At 71.4% G+C, this 12809-nt stretch carries 11 protein-coding genes; 4 read left to right on the top strand and 7 right to left on the bottom strand.

The window, feature by feature from the left end; genetic code table 11:
* Positions 1 to 6: 6 nt before the first annotated feature.
* On the bottom strand, positions 7 to 1461 hold the full coding sequence (locus Psi02_RS26445) for an MFS transporter (RefSeq protein ID WP_203978365.1): 1455 nt from the start codon (positions 1459 to 1461) through the stop codon (positions 7 to 9).
* Positions 1462 to 1555: 94 nt separating this feature from the next.
* Here Psi02_RS26445 and Psi02_RS26440 point away from each other — a divergent pair, with 94 nt between their 5' ends.
* Entirely contained in the window at positions 1556 to 2023 is a 468-nt protein-coding gene (locus Psi02_RS26440; protein ID WP_239095170.1) for a winged helix-turn-helix transcriptional regulator, read from the top strand.
* Here Psi02_RS26440 and Psi02_RS26435 read toward each other — a convergent pair.
* Positions 2020 to 2796: an inositol monophosphatase family protein gene (locus Psi02_RS26435; protein WP_203978364.1), complete on the bottom strand. Its 777-nt coding sequence runs from the start codon at positions 2794 to 2796 to the stop codon at positions 2020 to 2022. The two genes, Psi02_RS26440 and Psi02_RS26435, sit on opposite strands and share 4 nt — an antisense overlap.
* A gap of 258 nt (positions 2797 to 3054) precedes the next feature.
* Between Psi02_RS26435 and Psi02_RS26430 the strand changes: the two genes are divergently transcribed.
* Both Psi02_RS26430 and Psi02_RS26425 read left to right on the top strand, forming a co-directional pair.
* On the top strand, positions 3055 to 3447 hold the full coding sequence (locus Psi02_RS26430) for a PPOX class F420-dependent oxidoreductase (RefSeq protein WP_203978363.1): 393 nt from the start codon (positions 3055 to 3057) through the stop codon (positions 3445 to 3447).
* Between the two features lie 119 nt (positions 3448 to 3566).
* Positions 3567 to 4880, top strand: coding sequence for an acyltransferase family protein (locus tag Psi02_RS26425; protein WP_203978362.1), 1314 nt, complete (start codon positions 3567 to 3569; stop codon positions 4878 to 4880).
* A gap of 151 nt (positions 4881 to 5031) precedes the next feature.
* On the opposite strand, the gene Psi02_RS26420 is transcribed toward Psi02_RS26425, so the two are convergent.
* The 4 genes from Psi02_RS26420 to Psi02_RS26405 all read right to left on the bottom strand — a co-directional run bounded on the left by Psi02_RS26420 (position 5032) and on the right by Psi02_RS26405 (position 9971).
* Positions 5032 to 6168 carry a CU044_5270 family protein gene (locus Psi02_RS26420; protein ID WP_203978361.1) on the bottom strand — a complete coding sequence of 379 codons (1137 nt, stop codon included), beginning with the start codon at positions 6166 to 6168 and terminating at the stop codon, positions 5032 to 5034.
* Positions 6165 to 6692 carry an RNA polymerase sigma factor gene (locus tag Psi02_RS26415; protein ID WP_239095169.1) on the bottom strand — a complete coding sequence of 176 codons (528 nt, stop codon included), beginning with the start codon at positions 6690 to 6692 and terminating at the stop codon, positions 6165 to 6167. Before Psi02_RS26415 ends, Psi02_RS26420 begins: the two co-directional genes overlap by 4 nt.
* 97 nt (positions 6693 to 6789) lie before the next feature.
* A complete protein-coding gene (locus Psi02_RS26410) occupies positions 6790 to 9240 on the bottom strand; it encodes an ABC transporter permease (RefSeq protein ID WP_203978360.1) in 2451 nt (816 codons plus the stop codon).
* Complete coding sequence (locus Psi02_RS26405) at positions 9240 to 9971, bottom strand: ABC transporter ATP-binding protein (protein ID WP_203978359.1); 732 nt, start codon at positions 9969 to 9971, stop codon at positions 9240 to 9242. The genes Psi02_RS26410 and Psi02_RS26405 overlap by 1 nt, the downstream gene beginning before the upstream one ends.
* Positions 9972 to 10069: 98 nt before the next feature.
* Here Psi02_RS26405 and Psi02_RS26400 point away from each other — a divergent pair, with 98 nt between their 5' ends.
* On the top strand, positions 10070 to 10678 hold the full coding sequence (locus Psi02_RS26400) for a response regulator transcription factor (RefSeq protein ID WP_203978358.1): 609 nt from the start codon (positions 10070 to 10072) through the stop codon (positions 10676 to 10678).
* Here Psi02_RS26400 and Psi02_RS26395 read toward each other — a convergent pair.
* Positions 10675 to 12768 carry a sensor histidine kinase gene (locus Psi02_RS26395; protein WP_203978357.1) on the bottom strand — a complete coding sequence of 698 codons (2094 nt, stop codon included), beginning with the start codon at positions 12766 to 12768 and terminating at the stop codon, positions 10675 to 10677. The two genes, Psi02_RS26400 and Psi02_RS26395, sit on opposite strands and share 4 nt — an antisense overlap.
* Between the last annotated feature and the right edge of the window lie 41 nt (positions 12769 to 12809).

Below are 12809 nucleotides of genomic sequence, written 5' to 3'. Positions count from 1 at the left end.
TCATACTCAGGCCGGCGTGGGCGTGCCGCGGCGGAGGCGCGGCACGAACAGGACGACGCCGCTGGCCAGGCCGATCGCCGCGAAGACCCACCATGTGCGGTGGAAGGCGTCCAGTGCCGTACCAGGCGCGGGCGCTCCCAGCACCGCGACGAAGACGCTGATGCCGAGCACGGCGCCCAACTGCCTGAAACTCGAGGAGACGGCCGAGCCGATGGCGTAGTGGGCCGGTGGCAGCGACTCGACGGCCGCACTGGACTGGACGGGAAGGGTCAGGCCGATGCCGAGCCCGACGAGCAGGTTCCAGGGGAGCCAGTGGGTGGCCCAGTGCGGCGCCGAGCCGACCATGAGCGCGTAGGCCACCGAGCCTGCCGCCCAGCAGACGGCTCCCGCGAGCAGGACGGGACGGTACCCGATCCGGGCCGCCAGCCTGCTCGCGGGACGGGCGACCAGGGTGACCACCAGGGGGCCGGGAGTGCTCGCGAGCGCGGCCGTCAGCACTGAGTAGTGCCACACGGTCTGCAGGAAGATGATGTTGCCGAGCATCAGCCCGTAGAACGCGATCGCGAACAGCAGGGTGGCGGCGTTGGCCAGGCGGAACTGCCTGACCCTGAACAGGGCGAGGTCCATCACCGGTTGAGCGGCGGCCGACGAACGCCACAGGAATGCGGGCAGCAGCACCGCGGCCAGGACGAACCCACCGATCACCCAGGGGTCCGACCAGCCCCAGGCCGGCCCCTCGATGATGGCGAAGCTCAGCAGCGCGGGAACGGCGGCGACGAGCACGACGCCGAGGGGGTCGGGGAGTCCGTCGGCGTGCTGGTCGCGGGATTCCCGCAGCAGACGCACGCCGAAGCCGACGACCACCGCGCAGATCGGGACGTTGACCAGGAAGATCCACCGCCACGAGGCGTACTCGGTGAGCAGGGCGCCGAGAGTTGGACCGCAGGTGGCCGCCGCCGCTCCCATCGCCCCCCACGTGCCGACCGCGACGTGGCGCCTCGCGGCCGAGAACTCGGGAAGGATCAGGGCCAGCGAGGTCGGCACGATCAGAGCCGCGAAGACCGCCTGCAGCGCCCGGCCGGCGATCAGCACGCCGGTCTCCGGCGCCGCGCCGCACAACGCACTCGTCACGGCGAACCCGGCCAGCCCGATCAGGAACACCCGCTTCCTGCCGTATCGGTCGGCCACCCGTCCCGCCGGGATCAGCATCGCCGCGAAGACCAGGCTGTAGGCGTTCAGCACCCAGGCCAGATGGCCGGTCGTGGTGTGGAAGCTCCGGCTGATCGTCTCGAAGGCGACGTTGACGATGGTGGTGTCGAGGAACACCACGAAAGCGCCGAGACTCCCGAGCATCAGCACCCACAGCGCACGCCGTCCGGCCGTGGACGGGTCAGGCGCACCCGGCGCGCCAGGCGCGCCTCGCTCCGCCTGGCCGGCGGCGGCCGGCTCTGAGATGGACATACGTCTCCCGATCGAGTGAGTTGTGACTTCCAACTGACCGGATGACGCTAACAGTAGCGTGTAGTGAAAGACAACCGACTAGGCTGGGAGGCATATGGAGAACAACGTTGGGCTGTCCGTCATGGCGGACCAGCCGGTCAAGGTACGGCCCTGCTCGCTCGCCGCCTCGCTCGAGATCCTGGGCGAACGGTGGTCCCTGCTGGCGATCCGGGAGATGGGGTACGGCGTGCACCGCTTCGCGCAGATCGCCGGCTTCACCGGTGTGTCGCGCGACATCCTCGCCGACCGGCTGCGCAAGCTCGAAGCCGCCGGAGTCGTCGAGCGGCGGCAGTACAGCGAGCACCCCCCGCGGTTCGAGTACCACCTCACCGAGGCCGGCCGAGACCTGCTTCCCGTGCTGCTCGCGCTGAGGCAGTGGGGCGACAAGTGGGCCGTGGAGCGACCCGCGCTGGTCCTCCGGCACGACTGCGGGCACCGGCTGGAGGTCGACCACGTCTGCCATCACTGCGGTCGCGCCGTGAACCGCGAGGACCTCGAGGTGATGCCCCCAGTCGGCCGTTAAGCCGCCGCAGGCTCGGCGGACAGCAGATCGAGTAGTCGCGCGTGCAGAGCGGGCGGCGCGGCGAGAAAGCTGTCCGAATCCGGCCGCCAAGGCTCGCCTGCGACGTCGGTGACGACCACTCCTGCCTCGCGGGCGACGAGGGAGGGGGCCAGCAGGTTGCCGCCGTCGCGGCCGTACTGCCAGAGGGCGTCGATCCGTCCCGCTGCCACGTCGGCCACCTGCCAGGACGTCGGCCCGAAGTTGCGGACGGCTCCGACGACGGGCAGGAGCAGGGCCATGGCCCGGACGGCTCCCGTGACCGCGTCCGGCTGCCGTCCGACGAAGGGCGGGTGGCTCGTGGCCACGAGCGTCACCCCGATGTCGGACTTGGCCGAAGGTGCGACCGGGACCCCGTCGCGGAAGGCGCCGCCGCCCAGTGCCGCGGTGTAGGTCTCGCCGAGCGGCGCACTGTGGAGGGCGGCGAGGACCGGCGCTCCGTCCCGGATGGCGAACTCGATCATCCGATCGACGAGCCCGTCCCGATCCGCGGCGGGCAGTTCGTAGCCGTCGAGGAACAGCCTCAGCTGCCCGGCACGAGTCGCCCCGTCAGGCAGGTCGTTGCGCTCCGCGACGGTGTCGCCGTGCAGTTGCGCGTGCCACCACGCGCAGGCCACGACCTCGTCCAGACGGTCGACCGGCCCGGCGAGGGTCCAATCGATTAACGCCACGGGCAGGCCGTCGCGAACCACGGTGTGCCACGCCGTCAGGGGCTCGAAGGACGATGGGGAATCCACGATTTCTCCTCGTGTCAGCACGGTGTGATGACACCGGCACCACGGGACGGCGCCGGTGACGGCCGCGGAACATCCGCGGCAGGCAGACCGCTACGAAGCGAGAAGTGACGTCCTGCGCCGGTCATTACCGGCGCCGGCATAGGGACGAATCCGGCTCGTCCGCAAGCGACTCGACGCGCTCAAGAGGCTCCTCGAGCCCTGATCGACACGCCCGGACCTCGATTCCGCCCCTCCAGGCTCATGCCGTAAAACTGTGACGTGAAACTCAGTGAAGAACTGCTCGAACTGCTGCGCAGGCCGAGCCTCTGCTATCTCGCCACCTCGATGGCCGACGGTTCACCGCAGCTGACGCAGACGTGGGTCGACACCGACGGCGAGCACGTGCTCATCAACAGCGTGCAGACCCACGTGAAGACACGGAACATCGAGCGGGACCCACGGGTGGCCCTGACCGTCTCCGACCCGGGCGACCCCACCCGCTACGTCCAGGTGCGCGGCCGGGTCCTCGAGGTCACCACCGACGGAGCGGCGGAGCACATCGACGCGCTCGCCAAGAAGTACCTCGGCACGCCCTACCCCTGGTACGGAGGCCGTGACCAGGTGCGGGTGATCTTCGTCATCGAGCCCGAGAGGGTCGTCGGCATGCGCTGACCCGCCGCAGGCGGGGACGTTCCCCTCCGCGTCCCCGCCGCCCGGCGCCTGGCCAGGACTTGGCGCGGGCGCCGGGAGACCACAGACTGGGGCCTGTCACGGACGGCGGCGGAGGCGGGATGACGGCAACGCCCATCGATCCATCACAGGCGACCAGGCCCGAGCGACGGCCCGAACTGGACGCGATCCGAGCGCTGGTCGTGCTCGGCCTGGTGTTCTTCCATTCCGGGCTGGTCTTCGACTCCCGCGACGACTTCTACGTGAAGAACGCGGAGACGACCGACGCGACCACGATCGTGGCCGGTTTCTGCGTGGTGTGGGCGATGCCGGCGTTGTTCCTCATCGCCGGCCTCGGCTCGTGGTTCTCGCTGCGCCGCCGCGGCGCCGGCGGGTTCGCCGGGGAACGGCTGCTCCGGCTCGGTGTGCCCCTCGTCTTCGCGACCCTGGCGCTGCTGCCGGTGGCTCCGTGGATCCGGCTGCGGGCCGATCCCGCGTACCACGAGTCCTACCTGGAGTTCCTGCCGCGCTTCCTGGCCGTCCGCCTCGATCTGTCCGAGTTCCCCTTCATCCTGCAGGGCGAGCATTTCGAGTCCGGGCACCTGTGGTTCGTCGTGATGCTGCTCGCGTACGCGCTTCTGCTGGCCCTGCTGGTCCTGCTGGTCCGCCGGCTTCCCCGCGACCTCGGCCGCCGGATCCGCGAGCGTCTCGCGGTGACGGCACAGCGGCGCGGCGCCGTGGTGCTGCTGCCCGCCGTGCCGATCGCGCTGATCACCGCCCTCCACGGCATGGAGGAGGCGTTCGCCGGCTGGAGCCGCTGGGCCTACCTGCTGTTCTTCCTGTACGGCTTCGTGCTCGCCTCGGACGAGAGGTTCCGTACGGCGATGCGCCGCGACGCGATCATCGCCCTGGGGTGCGCCCTCGTCCTGCTCGCGATCGGCATGCCGGGCTTCCTGATCGTGGCCGGCGACCCGGGCGCGGACCCCTTCACCGACATGACCGCGTTCGCGATCGGCGTCCGCGTCCTGTACGGCGCGGCTGGGTGGTGCTGCCTGGTCGCCATCCTCGGCCTTCTCGACCGCCGCCGGTCGGCACGCCGGGCCGGCCCGGAGGTCACGTCGGACGCCGGCTCGGGTTCGCGGGGCGGTGTGGGGAAGCGGTTGTACGGTTACCTGGCCGCCGCGGTGTTGCCGCTGTACATCCTGCACCAGCCGATCGTCGTCGCCGTCGCGTACGGCGTGGTCCGCTGGGACGCGCCGATCGGGGTCAAGTACCTCGCGATCGTCGGAGCCTCGCTCATCCTGACCGTCGCCGCATACGACCTGCTGGTCCGCCGCACCCGACCGACCCGCTTCCTGTTCGGCATGCGCGGCCGGCCTGCTCCGGAAAGGGTTCGAACGCGGTCCGGGACGGCGATTCAGAGGGGCGAGCTCTGATTCGCCGGCCGGACCGCGTTCGAGATCTCGGGTGACCCCCGTTCCTCTCCCCACCGGATGACGTCACGAACATCCGGTGGGGCCCCTGTCAGAGGAGTTCACCCCGTCTGATCGCCCCCGCTTCACGAGCCGGGAGCCTGCCTCGGACCTGTTACGGCTTGACGGGCTTCTCGTCCGTCCACGCGGCCTTGGTGATCGCGTTGTAGTTGACGACGGTGCCCGGCTTCAGACCGGCCCACTGGCCGCCGGGGTGGACGGCCACGATCTGGTCGGTCAGCAGAACGCCGGTCTGCGGGTCGACGATGAGCTGCCGCTCGTACTGACCGTTGGGCCAGCTCTCCGACCGGCTGATGCCCTGACCCTTGCGGCCGAGGGCGTCGGTCACCTCGCCCAGCGAGCGCACGTCGCCCAGGCCGGCGAGCACCTGGTAGGCCGCGGCCCGGACCGCCGGCTTCACCGGCATGTCGCTCAGCACGCCGGCGGTCACCTGGAAGAGCCAGGCGTCCGCGTCCTGCGGCTCGTCGGACTCGGTGCCGTGACCGGCGTACCCCTGCATCAGACGCGCCTTCAGCGCGGCCGCGGTCGTGGGCAGCTTCTGGAGCTCGGCGAACGACACGTTCTTCCCGGCCAGGTCGACGATCTTGTCACCGACGTTGATCGTGTTGCCGAAGGGCTTGCCGGCCTTGGAGTCGATCAACAGCTTGCCGGTGGCGCCCCTCTTCGCCACCTTCACCGACCACGTGGTCGGTGAGCCGTCCTGCTTCCAGGCGGCCTCATCGCCGGGGGCGGGCTTGGTGCCCAGGTTCTGCGAGACCCACCAGCTGTCGACCTTCGCCGAACGGGCGAACCACGTGTCGCTGCGGCCCAGGCTGTTCACCGTGTAGTGAACCTTGGTGCCCACCAGCTGGGCGTCGCCGCTCTGGCTCTCGATGTGCCAGTACGCGCCGCTGCCCGCCTTGGCCTTCAGCGACGACTCGGCCGCGACGAGAAGGACCTGCTTGGCGGAAAGCTTGACGGCGGCGGGCTTCGTGCCCTGGGCGACGGCCGGCGCGCTCGGCGCCGAGGTCGTTCCACCGGTCGCGGTGACCCCGACCGCGACGGCGGTCGCCGCGGCGACGCCGGCCAGGCCGAGTCCCCACACGGGCTTGGCGATCTTCCGGGCGCGGGCAGGCTTGGTCTGCCTGAACTGCGCCATTGCGTGGGTGAGCTCGGCGGCCCTCGTTCCCTCGTCCACCGGGGTGTCGAGGTGAGCCGGGCGCGCCGACCGCAGCTGATCCATCGGGTTCATGACCACTCCTCACTGAGATTGCGCACTCGGGACTGGGAACGGGCCACCGGGGCCGTCTTCATCGCCTGGACCAGCCGCTTGCGGGCACGGTGCAGGCGCACGCGAAACGCCGCCGGTGAACAGCCGATGACACGTGCCGCGTCGCGGGGGGTGAGCCCCTGCCAGGCCACGAGAATCAGGAGCTCCCGCTCCTCCTGGGTCAAGGCGGCCAGCGCGTTGACGACGGCCAGTCGTTCGGCCACCAGCTCGGCGTGGTCCTCTTCGGTCCAGGCCCGCAGCTCGGCGGCGAGCGACTCGCGCCTGATCTCGGCGCGGATGTTGTCACGCAGCACGTTGCGGGCGACGCCGAGCAGCCACGGCAGAGCGGGATCGGGCACGTCGTCGAACCGCCGCCAGGCGATCGCGAACGTCTCGCTCACCACCTCGTCCGCGACTTGCCGGCCCGCTTGGCTGACCACGTAGGCCCATACTCGCTGGCGGCACTCGTCATAGATGGTGGTGAACCGTTGAGAATCGTCCGTCACCGCCTGCCCCCTTCGTCCCGGTATTTGTTCCGACAGGAGGAAGTGGGCCGAGACCCCTAAGTGTTACAAACAACTCCAAAAAAGATTTTCGGTCCGGTCACTGACGTGCGCCGATCGCGTCCGCGGGCCGCTGCCGGAGGACGAGCCTCGCCGGGATCGCGGTGGCGGCCAGCGCCAGGATCGCCGCGACGGCGACCACCGCCAGGTAGGTGAACGGCGGAACGTACGGCACGGCCGACCCGGTCATGCCCGAACTGAACGCCGACAGCGTGACCAGTGAGATCCCGGTCCCGAGCGCCACGGCGACCACGACCGCCATGAGCGTCTCCAGCCTCAGCATCCGGAGCACCTGGCGCCGGGTGGTTCCGACCAGGCGGAGCAGCGCGAGCTCACGCGCTCTGTCCGACGTCGACATCGCCAGGGTGTTGACCACGGCGATCGCGGTGAACGCGATGATCAGGCCCATGGCCACGTAGTTGACCTCGGCGTTGGGCGCGGCCGCGTCCGCCGCCTGAGCCTGGTCGAGCACGGCGGCCCCCGGAACGGCCGCGATGATCGCGGCCCGCGGGAGCGTGGGTGCTGAGACGAGCAGGGTGCCGAGCGCGTCGTCCACGTGCGGCGCGACCAGCGCGTGGGCGAGCGTGAGGTCTCCGTATCCCAGACCCCGGGCGTAGATCGCCACGACGGTCGGCGCCACGGGCGTGCCGTCGCCCAGGGCGAGGTGGATCCGCCCGCCCACCGCGACGCCCAGACGGGCGGCCGCGGTCTCGCTCACCGCTACGCCGTCCTGGCCGAGATCCCTGAGCGAGCCCGCCACCACACCCAGGTCGACGGTCCGGTCCAGCCCTTCCGGGGTGACCGCCTGTGCGCCGTACTTCTCCAGGCCGACCCGCACCGACGTGCGCAGCACCTCGGTGACCGCAAGCACACCGGGCGTCTCGCGCAGTGCCTGCGCGGCGGCGCCCGGCAGGTGGGGGCCGAGGACGTAGTCGGCGCGGCCCCCGGCTGCGGCCTCCCGCTCGGCGGCGTGCCCCATCGTGGTCTGGACGAACAGGATCGTGCCGGTCATCGCCACCAGCAGACTGAGCGGCGTGATGACGGACGCCACCCGCCTGGACCCGGTGCGGAGGTTCGCGGCGGCCAGGTGGCCCCCGACCCCGGACAGCCGCAACGGCACCCCGAGCAGAGCGATCGCGGCACGGGCGATGACCGGGCCGAGCAGCGCCACGGCGGTCGTCCAGACCAGTGCGGTGAGCAGGGTCACTGGACTCGACGCGGCCTCCACCGACAACGCCGACAACACGATGGTCAGCGCCACGCCGCCGCCCACACAGACCAGACCGGCGATCATCCGCCCCCAGGACGGCCTGGTCCCCGGCAGGGCCGCCTCACCGAGCGCCTCCACCGGGCGGATCCTGGCGGCCCGGCGGGCCGAGAGCCGGGCCGCCGCCCAGGCGGCCAGCATCGTGGCCAGCAGCGCCGCCAACGTGGGGAACGGGCTGACCACCAGCCGCAGGTGCTCGGGCATCGCGCCCAGCGCGACGAACCTGTCACGCAGCCAGAAGCCCAGCCCGATGCCCGCGACGGAACCGGCCGACCCGGCGACGGCGGCGACCAGGAGGGCCTCGCCGCCGAGCATCCGGCGCACCTGGCGAGGCGTGGCGGCGACGGCCCGCAGCAGGGCGATCTCCCTCTCGCGCTGCTGGATGGACAGGGCGAAGGTGCCCACGACGACGAGGACGGCGACCAGCAGCGACGTGCCGCCCAGGGCTCCGCCGAGACTGATCAGCCGCACCCGCGCCTGCTCCGCGTCGGGGAACTCGATGGCGCCACGGTCGTCACCCGTGTGGGCGAAGGCCCTGGCGGTCTTGAGCACGGCCGACGCGTTCGCCGGCACGGCGGAGACCTCCCCTCGCGAGAAGATCCCGATGGCGCTGACCTGGCCCGGCCTGCCGGCCAGGCGGCGCGCCTCGGCGGTGCTGAAGAAGAGCGTGTCCTGGCTGGGCAGGGACTGTGCGGTGACACCGGTCACCCGGTAGGTCCGCGCCCCCGCGGCGGTCACCGCGTCCAGCCGGGCGCCCACGGAGAGGCCGGAGCGGGCGTCCACGACCACCTCGTCGGCGGCCGCCGGGGCGCGCCCGGCACGTAGCGTGAACGGCGTGAGCCCCGCCGACTCCCACCCGTGCCCACTCGCCCGGCCGTTCCCGACGTAAACGGGGAAGGTCACCTCACTGATCACCTTGGTGACGCCGGCGACCTCGCCCAGCGACGTGGCGAGCGACGCGGGTAGCCACGCGTGCCCGGCCAGCGGCTTGGCCTTGGTCTTCGACTTGCCGCCGGACTTCTGGATCGTCTGCCGGACGAACTGGTCGCCCGCCACGATCACCGGCGTCCCCGCGTAGCGCTCGGGGGCGACGCCGCCGCGCAACCCGGTCTCCAGCAACATCCCGCAGGCGCAGACCAGCATGGCGGCGAACAGCAGGGCGACGAACGAGCCCGCGAACCCGGCCTTGCGGTGCCGCAGGGTCCTGAGAGCGAATCCGATCATCAGTTCCACGCTCCCAGCCGGGTCATCCGCTCGGCGACCTTCTCCGAGGTCGGGTCCGTCATCTCGTCCACGATGCGGCCGTCGGCCAGGAACAGGACCGTGTCCGCGTACGACGCCGCCACCGGGTCGTGCGTCACCATGACGACCGTCTGGCCCATCCCGTCCACGACCTGACGCAGCAGTGCGAGCACGTCACGGGCGGTCATGGTGTCGAGCGCGCCGGTCGGCTCGTCACCGAACACCACCTCCGGCCTGGTGACCAGCGCACGGGCGATGGCCACGCGCTGCTGCTGCCCGCCCGACAGTTGCGCCGGGCGGTGACCGGCGCGGCCGGCGAGCCCCACCCGTTCGACGATCTCCTTCAGCCACGCCCGGTCGACCGCGACCCCGGCCAGCCGCAGGGGAAGCGTGATGTTCTCGAGCACTGTCAGCGACGAGACCAGGTTGAACGCCTGGAACACGAAGCCGACACGACGCCTGCGCAGCTCGGTCAGCCGCGTCTCGTTCATGCCGGCGAGCTCTGTGCCGCCGAGCCGTACGGATCCGGAGGTGGGCGTGTCCAGCCCGGCGGCGCAGTGCAGGAGCGTGCTCTTGCCCGACCCGGAGGGGCCCATCACCGCCGTGAAACTGCCTGCGGGGAAGCCCGCCGACACCTCTCGCAGAGCGGCCACGGCGCCCTGTCCCTTGCCGTAGACCTTGCTCACCGCGTCCAAAGAAACCACGTCTGTCATGGCTTCCACCCTGCTGACCTGTGGAAGGACGAACCAGGGACGCGATCACCGATCAACCATGACGTCATCATGAATCGGACACTGGTAGACATTCCCCTGTGATTCATGTGCTTCTGGCGGAGGATCAGCACATCATCAGGGGAGCGCTGGTCGCGTTGCTCGGTCTCGAACCCGACCTGGAGGTCGTCCATTCGGTCGAGTCGGGCGACGCCGTCGTCCCCGCGGCCCTGGTGCACCGTCCCGACGTCGCGGTGCTCGACATCGACATGCCCGGCACCCTGGACGGCCTGGCCGCCGCGGCCGAGCTCCGCGCGAAGCTGCCCGGTTGCCGGGTCCTCATGCTGACCGGGTACGGCAAGCCGGGGCATCTGCGCAGGGCGCTCAACGCGCAGGTGGACGGCTTCCTGCTCAAGACCGCGCCCCCCGAGCGCCTGGTGGAGGCGATCCGCGAGGTCGCGGCCGGCCGGCGCGTACTCGATCCGTCGCTGGCGCTCACCGCGTGGGACCTGGCCGACAACCCGCTTACCCCGCGCGAGGCGGACGTGCTCCGCCTGGTGGCCGAGGGCGCGGAGGCGACCGAGATCGCCGGGCGGCTCTTCCTCAGCGCGGGAACGGTGCGCAACTACCTCACCACGATCGTCGGCAAGCTCAACGCCCGCAACCGCACGGACGCGGTCCGCATCGCGACCGAGGCCGGCTGGATCTAGCCCGGCCCGCCGGCGGGCACAGGACCGCCCACGTATGACGGTGACACGGGAGCCCAGGCGTCGAGTTCGAACCAGCCGTCATCCGCTCCGGCCGTGAGCGTTCCCCCCAGGGCGGCGAGGCGGACGGTCAGGTTGCCGATCCCGGACGAGCCTCGTCCGCGGGCGGCCGGACGCGCCCCGTCGTTGCGGACCCGGAGCCGCATCCCCCCATCGGCCGGCGTGGTCGAGATCCGGCAGAAATCGGCGGTGCTGTGCCTGAGCACGTTGGTCACCGCCTCGCGCAGCACCACGCCGAGCACGTACTCCACCTCGGCGGGAAGCTCCTGCTCCACGAGGTCGACCTCGGTCTCGATGCCCGCGGCGGACAACACCGACCGAGCCGACCGAGCCTCCGCGTCCAGGGACATCCCCTGCGCCTCGCCCGACACGGCCCGCATGTCCGCCTCGGCCCGCACCGCCATGACCAGCACGTCCTCCAACTCGGCTCGGGCCCGCACAGGGTCCAGGCGACGGGCCAGCTCGCATTTGAGCAGGATCGCGGCGAGGCTGTGCCCGAGCAGGTCGTGCAGGTCGCGGGCGGCGCGCAGGCGTTCCTCGACGACCGCCGCACGAGCGAGCTCCCGCCGTAGGTCCTGCAGTTCCCTCACCTGCCGGGCCAGCCGGATCAGGCCGTAGACGACGAGACCGGTCACCAGCGTGCTCACGGTGTAGTTGAGCGTCACCTCGAGCGGCAGGCCGAGCCGTACCGCGATCAACGCGGTGCTCGCCATCACGCACGCGACCAGCGGCCAGGCCACCGCCCACGGGAAGACGAGCAGCAGGGGACCCGCGAGGAACCCGGCCACGCCGAGCCACGCGCGGCCGAACGCGAGGATCGGCAGGTAGGTGAGCAGTGCCATCAGCGCCAGCGCCACCATGTGGCGCCCGTCGACCGACCTGAGCTGCATGACGACGATGACCGCGAGGCAGACGGCCGCGGCGACGATCTCGACGCCCGGGACGAGGAGCAGCGCCTTGACCGAGAAACCCACCAGCACCGTGGCCAGCAGGGCGACGGAGAGCACGTAGGCTCCCCGCTCCTCAACGGCCTCCACCGGCCGCCGGACCTCGGGGACCACGGCCTCGACGACCAGCCGGCCCTCGGGGGTGAGCCCCGTGGACAAGGTGCCGCCCGCAGCGGCGATCCGGGCGGGCAGGTCGCCGAAGCCCTCGTCCTCGGCGGTCCTGGCGTCGTCGCTGACGACGCGGAGCCGTACCGTCCCTCCTGCGGACACGACCTCGATCGAGCAGGTGCGCGCCACGGCCCGCCGCAGGATCTCGGTGACGGCCTCGCGCAGCACGGTGGCGAGCAGTGCCCCCGTGGGGCCCACCGGCTCGACGTCGCCGGCGCGCACGTCCGTCGTCACCCCCGCGGCCGCCAGCATCGTGCGGGCGGTGGCGACCTCTGGCGCCAGCGACGTCGCGCGGTAGCTCGCGGCGGCGTTCCTTGCGTCGGCGAGGAAGGCGCGAGCGGCACTCGTGACCTCGCCGAGCGTCTCTCCCGCGCGGCCCGGGTCCGCGAGAGCCAGCCGCACGCCCTTGGTGATCTCAACGAGCCCGTTGCCCAGGCCCTGGCTGAGCTCGGCGGAGATCCGCAACCGCTCCTCCGCGACCGCGGCCATCGCCAGGGCCGTCCGCGCGGCGTGCACCTCGTCGACCCGCTCGGTGAGCCTGGTCAGGCCGTAGATCACCAGACTGATCAGCACCATGCTGATCGCCGAATCGGCCGGCCCGATCAGCACGGCGCCGACCGCGACCGGCACGGCGAGCGGCCACCACGAGGTGAGCAGCAGGGACCCGCCCAGGAAGCCGGCGATCCCGACGGAGGTGCCGAAACCGAGTGTCGCGGTGGAGACGACCACAGCCTGTACGGCGAGCAGCCACCACCCCCGCGACTTCCGCAGGCCGGGGAACACGTAGACGAGTTGGAGCCCGAGCACCACGATCGCCAGTGGTGATCCGGCAAGGACGTAGACGCCCGCGAATCCGGCCAGCACGACGGTGACGATCCCCCGCGCCAGGGCGGGCTGCCGATCTCCCCGAATTCGCATACCAGGACAAAATCCTAGTGCTCCGCTCTGTTCCGTGACGG

Origin of the sequence: Planotetraspora silvatica (assembly GCF_016863315.1) — a bacterium.
GTDB classification, from domain to species: Bacteria; Actinomycetota; Actinomycetes; order Streptosporangiales; family Streptosporangiaceae; genus Planotetraspora; species Planotetraspora silvatica.
This window is presented reverse-complemented; position numbering and strand designations above follow the sequence as displayed.

Excerpts from the sequence above, each read along its gene's own strand:
- Psi02_RS26405 (WP_203978359.1), bottom strand. The coding sequence starts at position 9,971 with ATGACAGACGTGGTTTCTTTGGACGCGGTGAGCAAGGTCTACGGCAAG.
- Psi02_RS26420 (WP_203978361.1), bottom strand. The coding sequence starts at position 6,168 with ATGAACCCGATGGATCAGCTGCGGTCGGCGCGCCCGGCTCACCTCGAC.
- Psi02_RS26445 (WP_203978365.1), bottom strand. The coding sequence starts at position 1,461 with ATGTCCATCTCAGAGCCGGCCGCCGCCGGCCAGGCGGAGCGAGGCGCG.
- Psi02_RS26410 (WP_203978360.1), bottom strand. The coding sequence starts at position 9,240 with ATGATCGGATTCGCTCTCAGGACCCTGCGGCACCGCAAGGCCGGGTTC.
- Psi02_RS26440 (WP_239095170.1), top strand. The coding sequence starts at position 1,556 with ATGGAGAACAACGTTGGGCTGTCCGTCATGGCGGACCAGCCGGTCAAG.
- Psi02_RS26425 (WP_203978362.1), top strand. The coding sequence starts at position 3,567 with ATGACGGCAACGCCCATCGATCCATCACAGGCGACCAGGCCCGAGCGA.
- Psi02_RS26395 (WP_203978357.1), bottom strand. The coding sequence starts at position 12,768 with ATGCGAATTCGGGGAGATCGGCAGCCCGCCCTGGCGCGGGGGATCGTC.